27 protein-coding genes are annotated in these 20,100 nt (G+C 40.1%); 3 read left to right on the top strand and 24 right to left on the bottom strand.

The features are described 5' to 3' along the window. Positions 1-103 precede the first annotated feature (103 nt). From ACQCVH_RS24920 to ACQCVH_RS24990, 15 genes are all read right to left on the bottom strand, one after another. Positions 104-490, bottom strand: a complete 387-nt coding sequence (locus ACQCVH_RS24920; RefSeq protein WP_426838320.1) for a hypothetical protein — start codon at positions 488-490, stop codon at positions 104-106. Positions 491-538: 48 nt separating this feature from the next. Then, positions 539-1,030, bottom strand: coding sequence for an SRPBCC family protein (locus ACQCVH_RS24925; protein ID WP_426838322.1), 492 nt, complete (start codon positions 1,028-1,030; stop codon positions 539-541). Positions 1,031-1,144: 114 nt separating this feature from the next. Beyond that, positions 1,145-1,525, bottom strand: a complete 381-nt coding sequence (locus tag ACQCVH_RS24930; RefSeq protein ID WP_426838323.1) for a hypothetical protein — start codon at positions 1,523-1,525, stop codon at positions 1,145-1,147. Positions 1,526-1,599: 74 nt separating this feature from the next. After that, the gene (locus ACQCVH_RS24935; protein ID WP_426838325.1) at positions 1,600-2,466 is read right to left on the bottom strand and encodes a phosphotransferase; all 867 of its coding nucleotides are present in this window, start codon (positions 2,464-2,466) and stop codon (positions 1,600-1,602) included. A gap of 34 nt (positions 2,467-2,500) precedes the next feature. Further along, positions 2,501-2,860: an NIPSNAP family protein gene (locus tag ACQCVH_RS24940; protein ID WP_426838327.1), complete on the bottom strand. Its 360-nt coding sequence runs from the start codon at positions 2,858-2,860 to the stop codon at positions 2,501-2,503. Next, complete coding sequence (locus ACQCVH_RS24945) at positions 2,857-3,309, bottom strand: NUDIX hydrolase (protein ID WP_426838328.1); 453 nt, start codon at positions 3,307-3,309, stop codon at positions 2,857-2,859. The genes ACQCVH_RS24940 and ACQCVH_RS24945 overlap by 4 nt, the downstream gene beginning before the upstream one ends. Before the next feature lie 28 nt (positions 3,310-3,337). After that, positions 3,338-3,880, bottom strand: coding sequence for a hypothetical protein (locus tag ACQCVH_RS24950; RefSeq protein ID WP_426838329.1), 543 nt, complete (start codon positions 3,878-3,880; stop codon positions 3,338-3,340). Between the two features lie 113 nt (positions 3,881-3,993). Then, positions 3,994-4,350: a membrane lipoprotein lipid attachment site-containing protein gene (locus ACQCVH_RS24955; protein WP_426838331.1), complete on the bottom strand. Its 357-nt coding sequence runs from the start codon at positions 4,348-4,350 to the stop codon at positions 3,994-3,996. A gap of 15 nt (positions 4,351-4,365) precedes the next feature. Then, entirely contained in the window at positions 4,366-4,797 is a 432-nt protein-coding gene (locus tag ACQCVH_RS24960; RefSeq protein WP_426838332.1) for an NUDIX hydrolase, read from the bottom strand. A 36-nt stretch (positions 4,798-4,833) separates the two neighbouring features. After that, positions 4,834-5,106, bottom strand: a complete 273-nt coding sequence (locus tag ACQCVH_RS24965) for a hypothetical protein (RefSeq protein WP_426838333.1) — start codon at positions 5,104-5,106, stop codon at positions 4,834-4,836. 44 nt (positions 5,107-5,150) lie between these two features. After that, complete coding sequence (locus ACQCVH_RS24970) at positions 5,151-5,630, bottom strand: outer membrane protein assembly factor BamD (RefSeq protein ID WP_426838363.1); 480 nt, start codon at positions 5,628-5,630, stop codon at positions 5,151-5,153. Between the two features lie 73 nt (positions 5,631-5,703). Next, positions 5,704-6,621, bottom strand: a complete 918-nt coding sequence (hprK, locus tag ACQCVH_RS24975) for an HPr(Ser) kinase/phosphatase (RefSeq protein WP_426838335.1) — start codon at positions 6,619-6,621, stop codon at positions 5,704-5,706. Between the two features lie 105 nt (positions 6,622-6,726). Then, the gene (locus ACQCVH_RS24980) at positions 6,727-8,337 is read right to left on the bottom strand and encodes an FMN-binding glutamate synthase family protein (protein ID WP_426838336.1); all 1,611 of its coding nucleotides are present in this window, start codon (positions 8,335-8,337) and stop codon (positions 6,727-6,729) included. Between the two features lie 36 nt (positions 8,338-8,373). Continuing rightward, complete coding sequence (locus tag ACQCVH_RS24985) at positions 8,374-9,009, bottom strand: NAD(P)H-binding protein (protein ID WP_426838338.1); 636 nt, start codon at positions 9,007-9,009, stop codon at positions 8,374-8,376. Between the two features lie 1,005 nt (positions 9,010-10,014). After that, positions 10,015-10,479, bottom strand: coding sequence for a VOC family protein (locus ACQCVH_RS24990; protein ID WP_426838340.1), 465 nt, complete (start codon positions 10,477-10,479; stop codon positions 10,015-10,017). Positions 10,480-10,575: 96 nt separating this feature from the next. On the opposite strand from ACQCVH_RS24990, the gene ACQCVH_RS24995 reads away from it, so the two are divergent. Then, entirely contained in the window at positions 10,576-11,502 is a 927-nt protein-coding gene (locus ACQCVH_RS24995) for a helix-turn-helix transcriptional regulator (RefSeq protein WP_426838342.1), read from the top strand. A gap of 126 nt (positions 11,503-11,628) precedes the next feature. Here the strand turns inward: ACQCVH_RS24995 and ACQCVH_RS25000 are convergent, their stop codons facing one another. The 3 genes from ACQCVH_RS25000 to ACQCVH_RS25010 all read right to left on the bottom strand — a co-directional run bounded on the left by ACQCVH_RS25000 (position 11,629) and on the right by ACQCVH_RS25010 (position 12,893). Further along, positions 11,629-12,117 carry a hypothetical protein gene (locus ACQCVH_RS25000; RefSeq protein ID WP_426838344.1) on the bottom strand — a complete coding sequence of 163 codons (489 nt, stop codon included), beginning with the start codon at positions 12,115-12,117 and terminating at the stop codon, positions 11,629-11,631. A 76-nt stretch (positions 12,118-12,193) separates the two neighbouring features. Then, the gene (locus tag ACQCVH_RS25005) at positions 12,194-12,397 is read right to left on the bottom strand and encodes a hypothetical protein (RefSeq protein WP_426838346.1); all 204 of its coding nucleotides are present in this window, start codon (positions 12,395-12,397) and stop codon (positions 12,194-12,196) included. Between the two features lie 76 nt (positions 12,398-12,473). After that, complete coding sequence (locus ACQCVH_RS25010) at positions 12,474-12,893, bottom strand: GNAT family N-acetyltransferase (protein WP_426838347.1); 420 nt, start codon at positions 12,891-12,893, stop codon at positions 12,474-12,476. A gap of 137 nt (positions 12,894-13,030) precedes the next feature. Here ACQCVH_RS25010 and ACQCVH_RS25015 point away from each other — a divergent pair, with 137 nt between their 5' ends. After that, positions 13,031-13,255: a hypothetical protein gene (locus ACQCVH_RS25015; RefSeq protein ID WP_426838349.1), complete on the top strand. Its 225-nt coding sequence runs from the start codon at positions 13,031-13,033 to the stop codon at positions 13,253-13,255. A gap of 66 nt (positions 13,256-13,321) precedes the next feature. Here the strand turns inward: ACQCVH_RS25015 and ACQCVH_RS25020 are convergent, their stop codons facing one another. The 6 genes from ACQCVH_RS25020 to csaA all read right to left on the bottom strand — a co-directional run bounded on the left by ACQCVH_RS25020 (position 13,322) and on the right by csaA (position 17,854). Further along, on the bottom strand, positions 13,322-14,245 hold the full coding sequence (locus tag ACQCVH_RS25020) for a stage II sporulation protein P (RefSeq protein ID WP_426838351.1): 924 nt from the start codon (positions 14,243-14,245) through the stop codon (positions 13,322-13,324). Further along, positions 14,235-14,774 carry an RNA polymerase sigma factor gene (locus ACQCVH_RS25025; RefSeq protein WP_426838353.1) on the bottom strand — a complete coding sequence of 180 codons (540 nt, stop codon included), beginning with the start codon at positions 14,772-14,774 and terminating at the stop codon, positions 14,235-14,237. The genes ACQCVH_RS25020 and ACQCVH_RS25025 overlap by 11 nt, the downstream gene beginning before the upstream one ends. A gap of 187 nt (positions 14,775-14,961) precedes the next feature. Beyond that, on the bottom strand, positions 14,962-15,342 hold the full coding sequence (locus ACQCVH_RS25030) for a hypothetical protein (RefSeq protein ID WP_426838355.1): 381 nt from the start codon (positions 15,340-15,342) through the stop codon (positions 14,962-14,964). A gap of 135 nt (positions 15,343-15,477) precedes the next feature. Then, positions 15,478-16,683 carry a hypothetical protein gene (locus ACQCVH_RS25035; protein ID WP_426838357.1) on the bottom strand — a complete coding sequence of 402 codons (1,206 nt, stop codon included), beginning with the start codon at positions 16,681-16,683 and terminating at the stop codon, positions 15,478-15,480. Positions 16,684-16,717: 34 nt separating this feature from the next. Further along, positions 16,718-17,281: a class I SAM-dependent methyltransferase gene (locus ACQCVH_RS25040; protein ID WP_426838359.1), complete on the bottom strand. Its 564-nt coding sequence runs from the start codon at positions 17,279-17,281 to the stop codon at positions 16,718-16,720. Between the two features lie 234 nt (positions 17,282-17,515). Beyond that, positions 17,516-17,854 carry a chaperone CsaA gene (gene csaA, locus ACQCVH_RS25045; RefSeq protein WP_426838360.1) on the bottom strand — a complete coding sequence of 113 codons (339 nt, stop codon included), beginning with the start codon at positions 17,852-17,854 and terminating at the stop codon, positions 17,516-17,518. A gap of 474 nt (positions 17,855-18,328) precedes the next feature. Here csaA and ACQCVH_RS25050 point away from each other — a divergent pair, with 474 nt between their 5' ends. Beyond that, positions 18,329-19,681 (top strand): TcaA 3rd/4th domain-containing protein, encoded by a 1,353-nt coding sequence (locus ACQCVH_RS25050; protein WP_426838362.1) that lies wholly within the window; start codon positions 18,329-18,331, stop codon positions 19,679-19,681. Positions 19,682-20,100: the final 419 nt, after the last annotated feature.

Here is a 20,100-nt window from a genome sequence, read left to right on the forward strand (position 1 = left end):
CCCACAAGGCCCATATCATCCCTATGAATGGAGAAAGCTATCGTCTCAAAGAGACATACTCGAAATAACAAGAGGGTGGTCAACTTTTACATGAGCGACATGGTCAACTTTTGGGTTGACGATTACAGATTTCATCATATCCCCATTCATCAAGTCCATTTCTGCCGCCAAATACAATCTTTTTGGGATTGTTGCCATAAACATTCCGCGTGATGTCATAATCCATGAAAAACTTGCGGACATTCTGCCATTGAATTTCATAGGTACCTGCAGTCTCATCATACTGCTTAATAACCATCAGAATTGTGGTCGGATCCTTTGTTATTCCGTTCTCTTTATTTAAGACCGTAAGTGAAACAACCTTTCCATCATGAAAAGAATGATTCATCAGGAAAGCTGCTGTTTCTTTATTAAATCTGGGCAATAGTTTCCTTAATTCTTTGCTATAGCCCAATACATCCCAATGATCGTCATCAACCAAATATTTCATTTCTTCATCCTTTAATCTATATAATTATTTTAGACAAAAGAAAAGCATCTAATATTTATGATTAGATACTCTTTTAACATCCCTGTCATATTCAACCTGATAAACATACTCAATAAATCTCTTAAATTGGTCATCATAAATAAATTTAAAGGACCATTTCAACAATTTTGCTGCTGTTTTATAGAACCAATTAGAAGGCACTAAGGTTACTCTTACAGTAAATAAGGTACCCTCAGAGTATTCTTTCAAAGTATACTCTGTCTTACTTTTGCCTTCTTTAGTTTCAGTTTCAACAATGGCATGATATGGCGGATTATATTTTGAATAAATGCCTTTTAGCTCATAAACTTTCTTGTCTATTTTTTGTCTCGTAATGAAAGCAGAACCTTCTTTCATGTCACTTTCACTGCCTTCATAGATATTCTCTATCAGCTGCGTATTCCACTTTAAAACATGCTTATCTCGATTTAAGCATTCAAATACTAAATGTATATCAGCTTCTATTTCATTTTCAAATGTATAACACTCAATTTCGCTCAAGTTTTTTCTCCTAATCAAATATTAAATACCTCTTAGCATTATACCATAATTTACATATTTTCCATTCTATGAACTGTATTTATCCATTTTTACCAGCTGTCAACTGGGCAAGGCTCATCCCTCGACGATTGCAAGATACTTCAAACTCTCTCCCCCGGTCTCTACAATTAAAATCCCGCTTTGATTAGTTTTGAAAATCTTCGCACCGACAGGCAGCTTATTCGACATTCCATTTTCAAAATCTGTATCGTTCTCATTTTTGGATTGTATCTCACCAATTTGAGCGTCCTTTTTTAAAGACAATTCATCGACCCAAACTATATTCGTTTTGTAGATGACAGCATCATACTGAAAAATATCAGCATCAGGATCCAGCCTCAAAACCTCTTCGGCATCAATGCTGTCAATGGAAACTGCGGTGCTTTCTCCTCCGTTAGTGCACCCCGCAGCTGTGAAAAGCGCTGAACCAATTAAGAGGATTAGGTTCCGGAACAACTTGCTTCTCCCTCCTTTTTTGCAATATGGACAGGTACTTTGAGCTGCTTGGACGAGCCTCCTATTCCTCCAAATCAAGAGGAAAGCAAGGATTTCCAGTATTTCCAGGCTTTAAGATATCCTTCTAAATCCTGAGGATGGACTCTTACACAAATGCCGAGGCGCGTATATAATTGCACCACTACTTCATCTATGAGCTGAGAATTGTCCATTGGTACGTGCTCCAGCAGCGAGAATGAAGAAAGCAATGTTTCTATATTTAAATCATCAGGAGATGAACAGAAGGCATAGGTGAAGTCATAAATCACTGGCCCAATAATCGGGGAAGGGTCAATGACTCCAGTCAGGGCCCTGTGATTAAAAACAAAATTATGGACTCCTGTGTCTCCGTGAAGCAGGTACTTTTTTTCTTTCCCGGAACTGCTTATCCGCTCGACTATGGATTTTACTTTAAAATAATCTTCCTCCGGGAGCAAGCCGCTTAAATCTTCATGCGCAAGTTCAACACTGATGCTGTTGAACTCATGCCACGATTTCCTTGGTTGACCCAGCCTGCCCCAAGCTTCTTCAGGAAGGCATTCTTCATAATGATTCAATACTTCCTTCACCAGGGTTCTCATCCAGTCCTTCTTCAAACCGCGGTTATAATGCGTGGTTCCCGTTATAAAAGAATAGACGATAAACTCTTTTTGAGGATCTGTATAGAGCCATTCAGGCAGAAGGCTGACATTCCGGCAGCTGTGAAGAAATCGTTCCACAAATTCAATCTCCTGCGGATGGTCATACTTTATCACATACTTCGGCATAGCATTTTCAGATAATGTATACACAAGCCCTTCAGTTGTTCCTTTCAGCATGTTTATATCTGGTTCGTTTAAATTAATAATCCTATTGTCGATTAAATCCCTGATAACATTTTCTACTTTTGATTTCACTGTCATTTTCTCCTCGCAACTGGTCCTTGATCATTTTTCACTAGAATGAAAGAATCGTATTGCCTTCAGGTACCGTAGTCTCTAAAAAGTCTTCGTTCACCTGAAAGAAGAACTTGCCCAGATTCTCCCTTCCGCCCATTTTCTCAAACCAATTCTGCACACGCTGGACGTGCTCCATATCATTTCTCACTTTGTTTTCAATATTTTCATATTCTTCACGGCTATCGTATTGCCATATCGCAAAGATTTCGACTGCCCCTTCTGCGGGCTGCGCCATCCATCTTCCAACCAGCCTTGCTCCATATTTCAGCTGTGTTGGCAGCAGAGTTTGATTAAAATGACGATTAAAATCTTTTATGATGCTTTCATCCACTTTATAGCTTTTTCTGCGGTAAATCATTTGCTCTCCCCCTTACTTAGGCATTGTACTTTCTCCCACGCTTCCTTCACTGCCCACCCCTGGTGCTCAGGGAACAGACCTGCTTCAGCATCCAAGGGATCCAGCGGCAGGCTTATTTGCCTGACGATCTCACATAAGTAGAAATATCCTTCGCTCAAATAGTATATGTATTCATTGGTAGAGTAAAAATACCTTCTTGCCTGCCCCAGAAAAGGACCGAGTTCAATTTCGGTCCCCATTTCTTCAAGAGCCTCTCTTTTCATGCATTCTTCATGCGTCTCCCCGGCCTCAATTCCTCCGCCGGGAAGAAAAGACTTTCCATCACCCGTCTGTATGACAGCGACTTTCCCATTCTCCGGATGAAAGAACAGCCCGTAAACAGCCGGCCTGCTGGTATATTCTATTTTCTCGATTTTTTCTCCAAAAGTAAGCATCTTGAATAATGCCATCCTCCTTTTTGGACAAAGGGACAGATCTTTAAGATAACTTGTTCTTAAAAACCACTTCACCTTCTGCATTGTAAGCAATATATTCAGCATCGTAGATTTCCTCATTATCCGTTCTGAATAGTCCGAACCTTTCATCCGCAGTCTTAGTCAGAAGCTTGAAGCTGTGGATGGTTTGATCTCCTTTTACAATTTCAACACGGTCTATCTCTTTATCAAATACCCTGAGAATCACAGCGTTGTATTCTTCTTCGCCTGTGAATGGCGAATTGAAGAAGGCAAGATGAATCGGTTCATGTATTCCTTCCGGTATAAAGGCAAAATCTTTTTTGGCCTCCCATGAAAATAATGACCTTTCCAAATACATTTCCCTTTCCTCGCCTGCTGCAGTGTGCAGGAAAGCAACGGATAGGTTGTTATCGATCACTTCTATATGATCTATCCTTACATCAGAAGTTTTTTTCGCAATTTCATTAGCAATTTGTCCCTCGCTCCCCCGTGCAGGCAGAAGCCAAATGAAGGAGAAAACCGCCGCAATGGCCATTCCAATGAAGAAACGCTTTTTCACAGTCATTAACTATAACCTCACTTTTACAAGTTTAAAAGTCTACTGCTTTTCCCTGTGCAATTCAAAAGTCTCCTCGGCATCATCCCATTTTACATAAACTTTGATAATATCATCCTCATTCACTGTGCCGGTATTCTCTGAAGATACGCCGCTTTTAAAAACCTTTTCTGTCGGGGTGCATCAAATTCTCTTGTGCCGCCTCCGCTCCCTGCTGAAGTTTCATAAGAGTACTCAAGGTTTTTCAGGGATGAAAGCTCTTCTAAAGGCCCTTTATACTCCAGAAAAAATTCATCACTATTTTCATTAGAGTATGTGCGCCTTCCATTTTTTTCGCCCCACTCCTCTGTCCCTTTAAACACGTACTCGGCTTCCCAGTGCTCGCTTTCCCCAGCAAATCGGTAGTCAAAAGTGTTCACTTCTTTTGAACAGGCAGCTAAGAACATCAAGGCAAAAAAGAACAAGACTATTTTTTTCAACCTTACTCCCCCTGTCTATTGAATCAGTGATAATAATTCCTCTGGAACCAGCCTTAAGCCTTTATTTTGAAAATCGCTTATAGGTTTCCACATTAATCTGAACGACTCCCCATTATCCTCCAGTCCCTGGAAAGGAGATTTCTGATAGATAGATTGGTCAGAGAATTCCCCATCATAAATAAAAACTATTTCATGCCGGGGAACCCCGTTATAGGTAAAAATATTTTCAATGGTGCCTAAATGAATCAGGTTTGTAATGCTTTCCCCGATTTCCTCCAGCACTTCTCTTTCCAGCGCTTCAGTGCTTTTTTCGCCAAACTCGATTCCCCCGCCAATCGGACGGTAGAAATAGTCTTGCTTAACTTTGTCGAATCCCTCAGCCACAAGTATAGAGTCATCTTTCCTGAACACACAGATCGCAATGGCCCGAATATTGTTCCTTATCATCCTTCCCCTCCAGCTTCGCCTTTATCTTATTACTCATCAGTCTTTCTTTTTCCATATATAAAAAACAGCAAATAAATTAATGGCCACACCAATCATATGCATGATAGTATTGCCGGTGCTGCCTAAGCTGTCTACGGTTATACTTATTAAAAAACTCCCGATTATTAATAATGGAACAGCCAAAAAGAATCTCAATTCACATTCCCCCTGAAGCAATGCTTCCTGATCTGCTGATGTTGAAAAAAATTGCCTTAGGACTGAACATTCAGCAGTTCTATCTTTTAATTTTTTCAGCATTGCCTGGATCACTTTATACCAGCTTTGTATTTTCGATTTTAACTATGATGTTATATTTATGGTCTTTCGATCGTGATAACATCCTCAGCAGGCGTCAAAAACTCCCCTTCTCCGATCGTAAAGTCGGATCCATGCCTTTCCACTTCGGCATACTGCACAACTTCACCCTCATTCATGAAGACCAGCAGATAAATATCTTCTCTAAAGTCAATGCTGCTGGGATCGTTAAAAGAAACACCCAATTGTTCCTCTATAGAATCCTGAGGGCTATAAGGCGTGAATAAATATGCCTTTTCCCAATCGAAACTGGCCAGTGAGTCAAGAGCTATCTCATTATTATCCTTATTTTCTACGATATCGGAAATGGACTTTTCTAATTCTGTATTATGCTGAACGCTGCTGCAGCCTGCTAATAACAGCATCAGGATGATGAATGCCGCTGCTCTCTTCAAAAGTATCCCTTCCCTCTGCCAACCGCCAAAATTTCCAAATAATTCATCTTTATTATAGACGATACTAAAGCTGTAATGTTTCATTTTCCCCACTCTAATTCTGCTGCAGAAAAGAAATCACAAAAAAAAGAGCCCCGCAAGGCCCTTCATCCTTCAATTAAAATTCACCATCCAGCCTGCTCATGAAATCTGCCGCAGCGCTGTACCCTTGCTGCCGCAAATACCAGTTGTTCGCAGCTGCCTCAATCAATCCGGCTACGTCGCGTCCCGGCTGAAGCTGGATTTCCATTGAGGGCACTTTGACGCCCAGATATTCCGTGAAATCAGGCTGATGCTCCAAATCATTGTTCAACGAATTCTTTTCCCATTTCGTCAGTTGAATATCCAGTGAAATCCGCGTTTCATTCTGGAATGCCTTCAGTCCGTAGGAGCGTACAACATTGATCAGGCCTACACTCCGGAGAGCCAGAAACTCTTTCGTTTTTTCATCATGCGTCCCCAGGAGGGTCTGCGGGCTGAGCTTCTTCAGCACGACAATATCATCAGCCACGAGCCGATGTCCACGTCCAATCAGCGTATGAGCTGTTTCGCTCTTCCCCACTCCCGAATTCCCCCGCAGCAGAATCCCCATTCCGAACACATTCACACAAACACCGTGAACATAGGTTTCCTCTGCCAGCTCCTTCACCAGATAAGCATCTAATTGAGAGATATAATCCGAAGTCGTTTCAGGAATTTCAGTTGTCAGCAGCGGGATGCCATACTCATTGCAATAATGCCTTAAATACGTCAGCCCCTTATCACCTGTCGTTACAATAAAGCACGGCGGATGATAGTTGACGATATTTCCGATTCTGATTTTCCGTTCTTCTTCAGTCTGCTTATGTAAAAAGTTAATCTCTTTCCTCCCCAAAATCTGAATCCGGTCTGTTGGGAAAAAGTCAAAATGCCCCACAAACTCCAAGCCCGGCCTGTGCACCTTGGACTGAGTGATCAGCTTATCCAGATTATCCTTCCCGGCCAGCACTTTCAATGAAAACTTCTCAACCAAATCACTAACCTTAATGCTCTTCACTCTCCAAATCACCGCCAATAACGTATATAACTTTATATTATATCAAAATGAGCCAGGGGGACAGACCCCTTGGCTCAAACGAGCCAGAGGGTCTGTCCCCCTGGCTCACTCTTGTTCCTTCTCCTGTATTTCATCTACCTTTTTCGGTGTAAGGATCATATCCTGGACAGCCGATACTCTTCCCCATTCGTCTTTATAGACAATATGCTTTCGTTCGAATTTAGTCGGGGTGTCGAGGCCTGCAGCTGCGGCCAGATTGAACAGCCCTTCACGCAGGGAAACCACATAATTGGCGACCCGGTATTGTTTTTCCTCAATGACAAGTCCGTCCTGGAGCTTTGGATCTGTTGTAGCGACACCTGCAGGACAGTGGTTCGTATGGCATTTCTCCGCCATGATGCAGCCGACGCTGATCATGAATCCGCGGGCGATATTGACGAGGTCTGCTCCCATGGCGAGAGCAATCGCAATTTTATCCGGAGTAATCAGTTTGCCTGACGCAATCAGCTTCACCCTGTCCCGGACTTTATATTTAACCAGCATTTCATCAACAGCCGGCAGTGCAGATCCAATAGGCAGCCCCACTGCATCAGCAAGCTCCTGATAGGTGGCTCCTGTCCCGCCTTCACCGCCGTCAACCGTGATGAAATCAGGGCCCATCCCTGTTTCCTTCATCACCTGGGCCATTTGTTCAAGAGAGTCCAGGTCTCCGACCACGATCTTGATGCCAACCGGCTTTCCGCCTTTATCCCGCATCTTTTCAATGAACTGGAACAGCTCATCATAATTGTTAAACTCGTAGAATCGGTTGGGGCTGTTGATGGTCTGCCAAGGCTCCACAAGGCGGATTGCCGCAATTTCTTCGTTAACCTTTTCCCCTTCGATATGCCCGCCGCGGATCTTTGCCCCCTGCGCCAGCTTGATTTCAAATGCCTTTACCTGCTCGATCTTGCTCTTCTTCTCAAATTCATCCCATGAAAACTCCCCGCCCGGCGTCCGGACACCAAACAGTCCGGGCCCGATCTGCATCATAATGTCCGGGTTTCCGATTAAGTGATACTTAGAAAGGCCGCCTTCCCCGGTATTCATCCACGTTCCGCCTGCAATGCCAAGCCCTTGAGACAAAGCTGTAATCGCCCGGTCGCCAAGCGCGCCATAGCTCATCGCAGACTGCCCGACAAGCCCTTTCAGCTTGAACGGCTGCCGGCAGGTATGCTCGCCGAGGATGACTGCATCTTCGTCTGTTAAAAAATAGGGATCTGTCTGGCTTTCCTCCCGATGCTCCTTCCTTGTCATAAGGCCTTCTTCATCCACTTTATAAACTTTTGTATTGATCTTTTGGCTGTTATCGATCCGCAATTCTTCCCGCTGCTTCGGAAACATGCTGTTGCGGATATAATAGCCGCTTTTTGAAAAATCCCGCTCCGAACCGAAGCCAATCAGACGCTCCTTATACTTGCCCGCCTTGACGATATCCTCGAACTCTTTCCGGGAAAAAGGGGTGCCTTCGTTATTGCTTTCAAATAAGTATTGCCTAAGCTCAGGACCGATTCTCTCTGTCATATACCTGACCCTGCCAAGGAGCGGGAAATTCCTCAGGATGGAATGCTGCTGCTGTGTATCATCCTTCCGGTAGAAATAGGTCGCAGCTGCCGCAGCCCCGAGTGCCGCAGTCCCCTTCAGAACGGCTGGGAGGTATTTTTTCATATTGGACATCCTATCACCCTTTTCATGAAATAGTTAAGTATGTTTTTAGTTTTCTAGCTGCTGCAAGGCCTCGCGGATCGGCGTTTCTCCTGAAGACACTTCAATGGTTCTGTTGTAAGCCTCCTCCAATTCCAGTGCCTCGACCAGTACAGTCGCAATATCCTCTTTCGGCATTTCGCTTTCCTCGCTTTTAAGAGAAAGTGCTGCTTTAATCTTCCCTTTCCCCGGCTTGTCTACAGGCTTGCCTGTCCGTACTATGGTATAAGTTAACTGGGCGTTTCTTAAAAGCTCCTCCGGCTGATTTTTCGCCCCGTCGGTTCCTGAACCGCCTGTGTCCGTCTCATTCGCACGCATCGCACTCATCAGCAGAAAGCGCTTTACTCCCTGATCCTTTGCAGCCTGGACCGAACCAATGACCGACTGATGGTCTATCAGGATCGGCTTGCTTTCTCCCGTCCGCGCACTCGCATCGCCCACATAAATGACCGCATCACAAGCTGAAAAGACCTGGGCATAATCATCATTTTCCAGCACAAAAACATCCTTTGCACCCAGCCTTCCCATTTCCTCTGCTTTACTCTTTGTGCCGACCAATGCTACGGCCTCATACTGCTTGTCCGACAGCTGCTTGATCACATGCTCCCCGGTCAAGTCTTCCGTTCCAATCACAAGGACTCTCATAAAATGCCTCCCCGCTTTAGTTAATCTTTATTATTTACCACACTATTTCCAGGGAAAACCAAAAAGGGCTTTCCCCTGTTGGGATATGCCAGGGGGACAGGTCCCATGGCCTAGTTTCTAAAAAGAGCCAAGGGACCTGTCCCCTTGGCTCGAATGGATATTGAGGGTACTGTGGAAGATAGATACCTTTATGCTTGAGGGATTGCTTATATTGTGAGAAGGAACGCTTTCCTACTGCATCAAAAATGACACCATAGGTGTGACCGTTTTTTGTAAATTCCTGCCGGGTTAGTCAATGACCTGATCGGGTCCGTGCGACTTTACCAAATCTATATTTACTGTACTGCATACTCCCGTGACATTGGCCCAGGTTATTTAGCAATCTGCACCGCAGAAATCCCCACCGCTCCAGATGCACCATAAATCAGAACAGTTTGTCTGCGCCGCAGCTCTGTTATCGCAAAGGCATTAGTGCGGTAGTTGCACCGTCACGACAGCGGCGGCTTCTTCATAGGACATCTCGGATGACTTGATCACCAGCGGGGTGTCTTCGTGAAGGCATTAGTATTGCCTGAGCACCAAAAGTCTTTGCACTTAACCCGAATACTCTTTCGACTACTTGAAACCGCGTCATCTTTGCCAACCGCATCAATTTCACCGGTCAACTCAGCGCCAAATATCGGCTTCTTCGGCCTTTTCAGACGGTAAACAAGCTAACACGAAGTCAAGTATATTACAAAAATAGGCTGGAACATTATTAGGGGGAATGTTCCAGCCATTAGATTTTGATAACGTTTTAATCTAAACACTACAATTTAATGCTCTCCCAATAACTTTAAATGCTCCTTTATGGTACAAGAAATGGTTTCCTATTTTATCAACTGATCTGAAGATAAGTACCTTATAGTTTAAGCGCCAGCTTTTGACTGCCAGGAGAAAAAACTATTTTCATCAATCAAACCTGAAAATAATGGCCTTCTCTGTAAAAACATCGCTCAGAATGAGCTATTGTTTGTTGGATAGTACATGATCAAGAAACTGATCTGCGTCACTATTAAATTTCCAATTTACTCCGTATTTATCAACCAGCATGCCAAAACATGATGACCAAGGGGTTCTGGACAGCGGCATGACCACATTGCCGCCAACAGACAAGTGTCGAAAGTATCCTTCTAATTTTTTCTTATCCTCCATAACCAGACTAATCAAAACATTATTCCCATTTACCAGCTCGCCAGTTACCCTCTTCATTGACGGCAAAACGTCTGACATCATGATTTTCCCGCCTTCAAATTCTATGGAAGACTCCATGATCATATTCAATTCGTTTGCCGGCAATGGATATTTTGAATCTTGTGGAATATCTCCAAACTTAACTTTCTTCACTTCAATTGCGGTTAAGGCCTTTGAGTAAAATTCAATCACTTGTTCTGCGTTTCCATCAAAACTTAAATATGCAATAGCTGCCATAAATCATTACCTCCTATTTGTTATAAATTCAGTATAATTAACAAGAGGTGACAGCTGTATGTCATCATTTCAAACTAATTTGTAAAAGGGGCACCTATGGGAAAAATTGAGCGTTTAATTTCCATTATCATGATCTTACTAAAAAAGGATATCGTATCCACCAAAGAATTTGCTCAATTATTTAATGTTTCCAAAAGAACGATACTTCGCGATATGGAAACCTTAAGTTTATCAAATATCCCGATTTATTCGGTCCATGGAGTTCATGGCGGCTTCGGCATGATGGATGAATACAAGGTTGATAAACGCCTTTTAAGCAGCTCAGATCTAGAAAATATATTGACTGCACTCGGAGGATTGGAACAAATTCTAATGACCGAAGAAGTTGAAATAACGATCAGAAAAATTGAATCAATGGTTAACTCATTATCACCCAAAGATACCATTCAACTGTCCTTTTATGATTGGGAGGGCCGGTCTGAAATACGTCAAACCTTGAAGACATGTCAGGAAGCAATATTAAAGAAAAGATTAGTATTATTTGAATATGTAGATAAAAATGGCAGCGCACTGAAAAGAACTGTCGAGCCGCATCAGCTCCATTTTAGTGAGACGAGCTGGTATCTGAAAGGATTCTGTTTACATCGCATGAGATATAGAACGTTCAAATTATCCCGGATGGATCATCTCGAGATGAAGGAACAAACGTTTAGCACAAGAGATGAGATCCTGGAACAAGAGCAGGAGGCAATTTACCAGCCGGAACTAGTCACGGTCAAGGCACTGATTTCGCCTGGCATAAAAGATCAATTCATTGAAAGATACGGCCGAAATAGCATTGAAGCCTATAACTCTGATTACTTATTAGCAACTATCCACGTTCCACAAAACAGTATTGGCTTCCAATTTTTAGCGAGCTTTGGAACCAATCTCGTATTAACAGAGCCGAGAAACTATGTTGAAGAATTTCGGACTTATTTAAATGAAATGGTGGGAATGTATTCTTCAAAAGCCTCTCATTAAATGCCGGGTGCCCGCATAGATAAACTGCCTGACTCCACAGTTCTAACTTGTGGAGTCAGGCATGCCACGGGGACAGACCCCGTGGCTCAGCCACAAAAGTGAGCCAAGGTACCTGTCCCCTTGGCTCTAACAAGTTGTAAAAATTCTGCTGCCTAAATCACTAGGTTCTTCTTTTGTAATTCTAATTTCTATTACGGGCCCTGTTTTTATAGAAATGAACATGTGCTCAAGCTCTAAAACAACGGAAGATAAGATCTCATTATTATTATCCTTAAAACCGTGTCCACTTACATTGGCTATTATATTTGGTTGAAACGAAAAGCTTGAACCCATTATGATATGTTTTTGATGCGGTCCATCTATTAGTTCATATTTAATTGGTTCAGGGGTGTTCTGTTCTTTAAGCAATAGAAAGTCATCACCTTTGCTGTCTTCAATCCAGTCTATTTTCCAATACTTTATGTCAGATGGATTTTCCTTTCTAATGTAGAGTAAAGGTTCAACAGAGTGAAGTAGAAGGTCTTTATTGACTAGGTATGTATCAAGCTTATTAGCGAAAACTCCTATTAACGAGGAGCCTTTTACTGTCTTAAATCTCTCCCATATTTGTTTCAATTTACTCTGCTCCTTTCTTTTACAAAGCAGCCCTATACTTTAATGCTGTATTTGAACAAACGCCCCGTTTACTGAGTTACTCTTCTTTATGCAAAGTGCTACTATTATTTTTAAACTTTTTATATAGTGCAGCAAAGTTAAGAACTAATACACCCATTCCGCCAATTAAAAAGAAAATAGATAAAACCACTCTTTCCCCCCAGTGGTTCAACACCTGAAGGAAAGCAATGATAGCCATAAAGAAACCTAAGTATATTTGAATTTCAGGAACATCTTTCATTAAAACACCTTCCTTTTAAACCTAAAGGGGGCTCATTCGTGTGCCCCTGTTTATACAGCCTAATTTAAATAGAAAATTATTTAGATCTAAAGTAAACGATTTCAGGATCTCCTTCATCCAGATTTTCAATAAACCCACTATGTATGAATCCAGTTCTTTTAAAAACTTCCTGCATACTTTGATTTGATTTATTGGTTGAAGAGAAAACTTTCTTTGTTGGCGATATGCTTATAAAATACTCAATAAGCGATGCAGCATAACCTTTTCTTCTTTCATTTGGTTTAACAATCAACAGTGAAATGAAACTACAGCCAAAGAAATGAGTATCAAATATTAGAAAACCTACGATAAGATTTTTGTCATTAGCAGCAATACCTCTCTCTTCTTCAATGGCTTTCCTAATGTATCCATATCTGCTGTTGTTGCCAATTACTTCTTCATCAATCTTCGCGATCTTGTCTAAATCAATTAACTTAGCCATATCTAGTGATTTCAAATAATAATCTCCTTAACTTTTATATAAAAAATCCTCTGCGGAAAAGTAAATTCTCTAATAACTTTTTCCCTTGCAGAAAAAGAAAAGCCACCTGTTTTCGGCAGCATAAACATCCATCTGGTTAAGAGACCTAAAGAATGAATACAAGAAGTAATGTTATAACTGAAGTTTGCGTAAAAAGGACTCTAAAATTTTTGAGCCTTTCAGAATTTCTATCCGGAATAAAGGTATCTACTGCGAAGCTGATAGCAGCAACAATCACAAGAGTTACTATAAAAGTTAATAATAGTTCAGATAAGATTATGATCAGCTCCCTGCAAAAATATTACAATTATTGTAACACATGGCAAGCTGAAAATTAGCTGCCAGAGTTTCGGCAGCTGACATTGAATCTTATATCATCAATAAAATAACCAATTCTTTTACTCCTATTCTAATTCGTTCCAGTCGGCAAGTATCTCACTAATGATTTCTGAAAGAACATCAACAGTTCGATACTCCTCTTCCAAAGTGTTTTCCTTTCCTCCCACTTCTAACAGCACAGAATTACCAAACAGATCTTGATTATAAGTACTTCCAGCAGGGGTTTCTTTAGTAAAGACTCCCCTGGATAAGCTGGGGTATTCTTCTTCAGTATATTCATGCAGCAGTTGTGCAAATTTAAAATTCTCTTCATATTTAGCACTGGATTTTGATACAATAAATGCAATTTTAGGATAGTCCTTTCCATCTATTCTAATCGTTGACTGGCTTCTCTTTAATGTATCCCTGTGTATATCAAGGACCATTTTTAGCGTTTTATTATTTGCTAAAGCATCTTCAAGTGGTTTTCTGGAAACTTGATATGCCTCGCTGTACGAGCGTTTATTTCCTTCTAATTCCTCCTGGATATTGGTATGATCGTGGATAGAATGAATTCCATTGCTTTTAAGTGCATGGCTTAATCGCTCACCAACTAATGAAATATTTTTTTCTTTGTGAAACAAGTCATCTGAATTATTCCTTGATGATTCTGATGCTGATACAAAAGATTCTTGATTGTGTGAATGGTAGATATATACTAAAGGAGCCTGGTTTTTTAAAGCTGCTGTGGAAGCTGTATTTTCATTTTGAGGAGTGGAAAAGTTGTTATAAAAAGTATCTTTTCCGCCATAAAAGAAGAACCCTGAAAGAGCTAATGTACACATGGCAATACTGGTTGAAGCAACTGTAACTTGTTTGAGCCTGCTTCTTCTGTTTAGCTGCCTGGCCGATTTTTTGAGTTTATCGGCTGTCTCTAAGACAAACTCCTCTCTTGTGCTGATTGGGTATGTTTCCTTTATTAAGTCGAACAAGTCTTTATCAGTTTGCATTTCCGATGACCTCCTCTGTATCCCAATTTAACTTCATTCTAAGTATTTTTAAGGCCCTGTGATAATCTACTTTGACCTTTGACTCACTGCATTGAAGGATCTCGGATGTTTCCCGGATTGAAAATTCATTTATGCCTCTTAGGATCACTACAGTCCTATACTTTGGCTTTAGCTTTGATATAGCACTGTGAACGATCCTTTTCATTTCGTTTTCCTCAATTAGTTCTCCCGGTTCTTTTTCGGCCGAGACAAGATGTTTAAAGAAGCCCTCGGTAAAAAGGGAAGAAAATCTTCTTTTCCTGTAATTGTCAATGGCAACGTGCTTTGCAATGGAGAAAATCCAAGTTCTTTGATGGTCAATATTTTTGACTCTGGATATGGTATTCAGGACACGTAAAAAAACCTCTTGAGTTAAATCCTCGGCATCATTCTGGTTCCCAGTAAAGCAAACAAGAAAACGATATACATCCAAATAATGGCTCTTATAAATCTGATCGATTCTCTCCTCCAACCTCTCATTGCCGGCCAAATTATTCCCCCCTTGTTTAGTCTTCGTATATTAATCGTTTGAGCTGCAAGAAAGGTTACAGTTTTTATATGGAGTTTCTCAACAAACCGCTAAACAGGAAAATTTTCACGTTGCAAGATTAGAACTGCCCGATCAGTTATATAAAAAAGCTGCCTGGTTGGCAGCTGATCTGGAACACAAACAATGTTTAACCTTCAATCATTTTTAAATACGGTATTTCCTTCCCATCTACTTTTGCAATATATGCTGAAGTATCTGTTTCATATATTTTAGTTCCAACAGGTAATTTATTTGCAGTCCCGTTTTTAAAACTGTGAGCCTTATCTGTTTGTTTAGTTATTTCTCCGATTTGTTCACCTAATTGATATTCCAAATCAGAAACCCATTCAACATCCTGGGCTTTAGAATAAACAATCCCATCAAGAAAAAATATATCAGCACTTTCATTTTCAAGAAAATCTTTTGGAGTCGGGTTACCTTTAACTGGATTGTCAAGAAAACCGCTATTGCATCCAGCTAAGAAAATAAACAACATACTTATAGAATATAAGATTTTCGTCAATTTCATATGATACCCCCCCTTGTAAATAAACAGACGAATTAACTTCACATAGTTACAATTCAATTAATATTGCTCCGGTCATTTTAAAAAAAATGGATGATTACATCCATAAATCACTTCACCCGAAATCTTAAAAATGCGCTAATTAACAAGTAAATAGATTGAGTCTTCTCGTCTTGTATACCGTCCCTTTATATCTCCAATACCTGGTAATGTAAGCGACTGGCCACTTTCGATTGGTTGGTCCTTCAAATAGAGGTGCAGCTTATTAATGTGTTTCAATCCATTCTCACAATAAGCAAGGACTGGTTGTTGGATAAGATATTCCTTGTTATTTATCCTTACTTTTATATAATTTTTATGTAATAACCTGCCCTCAAAAGAGATGATATTCATTGGGTCAAAAGTTAACGAAGTGATTTCTCCTTCGATCACAAGTCGGGTTCCTGACTGTTCTTCAAATTCTTCAATTTCTTCCTTCCTTGATTCAACAGCAAAATTAAATGCTTCCTCCGTTTCCGTCCTTATTTCTACATTTTTAATTTGGAAATTTCGTGGTGCAATATTCAGGTCTTTAATTAAATCATAAATTGTTGCATCTGTATCGAAGAAACTTTCTTTCCAATTAGGTGAAAACTCATCGAACAACAAACACAAAACCAAACCAGAACTGTAACAACTCCTTCTTATATTTGAGGTTGATGCCACCGTGTCTATCAGGTGATTTCCATAATTGTTTAAAACCAAACCGTTATCCAGCGGAGATTTTTCTAAATAAGCTTTTATTTCAACATACCAGGCAGGGCCTTCTACAGTTTCAACCAAATTTTCATATATTAGATACTCTTCTATTACTTCTGCCCTTTTTTCCCTTATGGTTATAAAATCACTAAGACATTGTTTCTTTTTACTGATATTCGTTTCGAACAATGCATTATAAAGAGTTTTCCTTTCCCGACATCGCAGTTCTGCGTTTTCTTTTATCAAGGGATATGTAACGCCCATTATTTCATCGGGAAAGCGCTTTTCCCCTTTTATATACTGATAACCATGGAATAATTCGTGAACTAAAATGGAATAAAGCCCTTCATAGTCCTTGTACATTTCCAAATCGACAATAGCGGTAGGGTACCCTTCATAAAGGATTATTGAAGTTCCAACAAATTGTTCATCCCATTTCAAAATCTTGTATGAGTGAGGATGAACGTTATCAAATTCAGGATGATTGAACAGATAAACATTGGTTTTATCGAATAGTGCGTAAGCAACAATTTCAAAATTCCCCCAATACCTTTCTATGTTCTTTGTAACTAGGTCTTTGACAATCTGTTCAAGATAGTATTTCATTCTCGTCACCCCCTAAATTTTATTTATTTATCTTCTATTTTGGCTTTACAGCATCAATAATCAGCGAGGGAAATACAAGTTTTTCACCTTGGTTTCTGGGATCGTACTTTTTGGAACGAAAGATAACACCATCGGCACCCTCCCAAAAGTTTTGATGAAAATTACCTTCGTCATCACAATACTCAAGTAATTTCACTTCATATCCAGCGGTTTCAAACATTTTCGTCAATGATTGAAAATCATGGACTATCTTATGGCTAGCTGCTGCGTGGTCGCTTGGTCCAGGTCCGCCAACTTGAACGATTTTTTGGTAGTGTTCATCTGGAAAGTTGCCATCAGGAACAGCGCAGCGAATATAACCGGACGGCCTCAAGTATTTAATAACCATTTCTGCTGCCTTAAGACCCTCTTCGTAAGTAAGATGCTCCCAAACGTGTTCAGCTAATATAGCTTTTACCGAGTCTTTTTCAAATCTGCATTGCCAAGTATTTTCATTTAATAAATTTAATTCTTCCTCTTGAGTATGTATCCAGCCGGGATTATTCATATATTCTCCTGCACCAATCACTACCTTAATATCATCAATAATCTTATTCATTTAGTATGCCTCCTGTTTAAAGAGATCCACATATTTGCTTCGCTTTAAAAGATTTATTATCCTTCCGCAAACGCGTTAGTTATAAAGAAAAGCTGCCTGGTTGGCAGCTGAAATCTGGAATATAGGCACCCTTTACTTGAGGCATACTTCTTCACAATCTGAAATGCTACATACCTAAAGTAAAGGGCGAGCTATCTTCTTCACTCGATGATTGGGAGATTACCAGACCTGTACTTAGGCAATCGGTGTACCATTTTTTACAGGCTCATCAGGCTTCAATAGTACTACATCACCATCTTCTGGAACGCCCCCGATAACTAATACTTCAGATTTAAATCCTGCAATTCGCCGAGGGGGAAAATTTACAACTGCGGCTACTTGACAGCCTAATATTGTCTCTGGATTATACCTTTTTGTGATCTGTGCACTAGATTGTTTAATTCCTAATTCTTCACCAAAATCAATTTCTAACTTAATTGCTGGCTTACGAGCCTCCGGAAAGGGTTCAGCACATATTACAGTACCAATACGGATATCCAGCTTCTGAAAATCCTCAATCGTTGCTAGAGACAAAATAATAACCTCCCAGAAAGTAATTAAAATGCATTATGATTCTTAAAATACCTCAATTACCTTAATATTTCCGCACCATCATTTGTTATTCCTTCTTAAATTTACCCGCTTATTTCTTCAATAGAAGTTTATCAAAAAGGTGCCTAAAAACATTCATGGAATGACAAACCCGAATGTAAATAGCCACTTCAAAATTGGCGTACAAACAAAACTGTATAAATACACCATCTTTTTTCAAAAACTTCAGGATTGGTATGTTCCCAAGCACCCTAATTGGCCGGCACTATAAAGGGCTTCCTTAGATAGTTAGAAATTCTTTCGGAGAAATAGGAATTAATCCCCTTTAGTTCAAATAACCTAAGGAAATAGTTGGGAAACCCCAGCTAAAAAAAGACCTTAAAAGCCTATTACCTCTATATACAAATATTGTTAAGATAAAAATTGGTAATTTTTTATATACTCAAGGAGGCTATTATGCAGTTAAATCCACTTATAAAGAAAAATAAAACGAAAGTTATTGCCGCTGCAGCTTTTGTCATTGCAGCTCTGCTGGTTTTAGTATATTTCTTAACCAAACCAAATGAGGAAGAACTGATAAAGGACTTTGAACAGGCAATCATGAATGAAGACACAGCTGCTCTGAAAAAAATCGTTAACACAGAAAAAGACGTACATATGTCAAAGGATAATCTCAAGCAATTAGTATCCTATTCCAAGGAAGAACCTCAGTACTTGATAGAAAGTATGCAGATATTAAAGGCTCAGGCTGCTATTATGGAGGATGACTTGGAAGCAAAAAGAGTAAACCCTATTTTCCAGCCAGGAACTACGGAAGCAGAAATTCTCCTCGCCGGAGATTTCTACTTAAGAAAAAAAGAAGGATTGCTGGCGTCCTATCAAATTTATGCAAGGACATACACATTGAATGTATCAACTGATCAGAACGATGCAGTCGTCAAGGTAAATGGAAAGAAGGTATTAGACTCAAAATCCGGCAGCCAGGAAACAACATTACATAATTTGGCACCAGGCAATTACATAGTATCCGGGGAAAAACGATATGAGTTTACAGAAGTAAATTCAGAAAAAGAACTTGCTCTGTTCGGAGACCCTGATTTTCTTGCCGAGGTTGATTTGGATCTTGCCGGAAAGAAGGTAGAGATACAATCAGACTTAGAGGATGCGACAGTATTTGCAAACGGTAAAAGTACCGGCCAGAAAATATCCAAAGATCAAAAGAAAAACCTTTTCGGACCGTTTGCTTCAGACGGAACTACAAAGCTGCATGGCGAGTTCGAACTTCCGTGGGGAGTCATAAAAAGCGAACCTTTAACTCTTGAGGAGAATACTGAAAAAATAGAAATGAAATTTCAGCCTTTTTCAGATGAATCCACAAAAAAAGAGTTGATAGAATCTATTAATACATTTGCGAAACAGGAAATGGAAGCACTAATCAAACAGGATCCCTCATTAGTAACAGCTGCGTCGCATAATATGATCACAGACCTTACGAAAGACATCCAATTCGATGTTAAACAAAAACATTACTGGAAAGGCGAAGCTTTGGGAACTCGAATTAATACTGCCGATCCGGCTTTAATTAATAAGGAAGGCGAATACGCAATCTCTGTACCCGTGGAATTCCATTACAAAAGAAATGAATATATTAAAGGGTTCAACGAAGATAAACCGCTTGAAGAGTCCTATAACCGTTTTTCTGTCTTTTTAACGTATGATGCTTCATCCAAAGAGTGGCTTGTTTCTGCTATGTATCCAACAATTAGGGATGCTTTTGAATCCAAAAGTGTAGTAGAAACCGCGTTTTGATAGATAAGATTGGAGGCGTGTATCACGCCTCTTTTTTAGTTCCCCTTTTTGATATTTCCTAATATAAATTAATTCTTAATCGTCTAGCTCCTTTTACTATTTACGAAACCATTATAAGAAGGTTTCTCATCTCTTTCTTAAACAAAACTGCTACCCTTCTACCATAAGCAGAGATTCACTTATTACAGGAATGCTCCCTCAATAAAAGAAGCTAAAACGCCGATTTACTCATGTTTTCTTAGAATTTCATAGTTGTTTACCAAACGGTAAATGCCTTTATATCTGGAGTATATATACTTGAAAGGATATTTCTGGACACAATGAGAAAAAAAGAGCTATAACCCACTAATCAACCTCTTACAGAAATTGGTGACTGAGTAAAAATATAACCGCACTGGTGGATGTCCACATCTACTCAT

Origin of the sequence: Bacillus infantis, assembly GCF_050107595.1 — a bacterium.
In the GTDB taxonomy this organism is placed as follows: domain Bacteria; phylum Bacillota; class Bacilli; order Bacillales; family Cytobacillaceae; genus Bacillus_AB; species Bacillus_AB infantis_C.

Excerpts from the sequence above, each read along its gene's own strand:
- ACQCVH_RS24920 (WP_426838320.1), bottom strand. The coding sequence starts at position 490 with ATGAAATATTTGGTTGATGACGATCATTGGGATGTATTGGGCTATAGC.
- ACQCVH_RS24935 (WP_426838325.1), bottom strand. The coding sequence starts at position 2,466 with ATGACAGTGAAATCAAAAGTAGAAAATGTTATCAGGGATTTAATCGAC.
- ACQCVH_RS24940 (WP_426838327.1), bottom strand. The coding sequence starts at position 2,860 with ATGATTTACCGCAGAAAAAGCTATAAAGTGGATGAAAGCATCATAAAA.
- ACQCVH_RS24945 (WP_426838328.1), bottom strand. The coding sequence starts at position 3,309 with ATGGCATTATTCAAGATGCTTACTTTTGGAGAAAAAATCGAGAAAATA.
- ACQCVH_RS24950 (WP_426838329.1), bottom strand. The coding sequence starts at position 3,880 with ATGACTGTGAAAAAGCGTTTCTTCATTGGAATGGCCATTGCGGCGGTT.
- ACQCVH_RS24960 (WP_426838332.1), bottom strand. The coding sequence starts at position 4,797 with ATGATAAGGAACAATATTCGGGCCATTGCGATCTGTGTGTTCAGGAAA.
- ACQCVH_RS24970 (WP_426838363.1), bottom strand. The coding sequence starts at position 5,630 with ATGAAACATTACAGCTTTAGTATCGTCTATAATAAAGATGAATTATTT.
- ACQCVH_RS24980 (WP_426838336.1), bottom strand. The coding sequence starts at position 8,337 with ATGTCCAATATGAAAAAATACCTCCCAGCCGTTCTGAAGGGGACTGCG.
- ACQCVH_RS24985 (WP_426838338.1), bottom strand. The coding sequence starts at position 9,009 with ATGAGAGTCCTTGTGATTGGAACGGAAGACTTGACCGGGGAGCATGTG.
- ACQCVH_RS24990 (WP_426838340.1), bottom strand. The coding sequence starts at position 10,479 with ATGGCAGCTATTGCATATTTAAGTTTTGATGGAAACGCAGAACAAGTG.
- ACQCVH_RS24995 (WP_426838342.1), top strand. The coding sequence starts at position 10,576 with ATGGGAAAAATTGAGCGTTTAATTTCCATTATCATGATCTTACTAAAA.
- ACQCVH_RS25005 (WP_426838346.1), bottom strand. The coding sequence starts at position 12,397 with ATGAAAGATGTTCCTGAAATTCAAATATACTTAGGTTTCTTTATGGCT.
- ACQCVH_RS25015 (WP_426838349.1), top strand. The coding sequence starts at position 13,031 with ATGAATACAAGAAGTAATGTTATAACTGAAGTTTGCGTAAAAAGGACT.
- ACQCVH_RS25020 (WP_426838351.1), bottom strand. The coding sequence starts at position 14,245 with ATGCAAACTGATAAAGACTTGTTCGACTTAATAAAGGAAACATACCCA.
- ACQCVH_RS25030 (WP_426838355.1), bottom strand. The coding sequence starts at position 15,342 with ATGAAATTGACGAAAATCTTATATTCTATAAGTATGTTGTTTATTTTC.
- ACQCVH_RS25035 (WP_426838357.1), bottom strand. The coding sequence starts at position 16,683 with ATGAAATACTATCTTGAACAGATTGTCAAAGACCTAGTTACAAAGAAC.
- ACQCVH_RS25040 (WP_426838359.1), bottom strand. The coding sequence starts at position 17,281 with ATGAATAAGATTATTGATGATATTAAGGTAGTGATTGGTGCAGGAGAA.
- ACQCVH_RS25050 (WP_426838362.1), top strand. The coding sequence starts at position 18,329 with ATGCAGTTAAATCCACTTATAAAGAAAAATAAAACGAAAGTTATTGCC.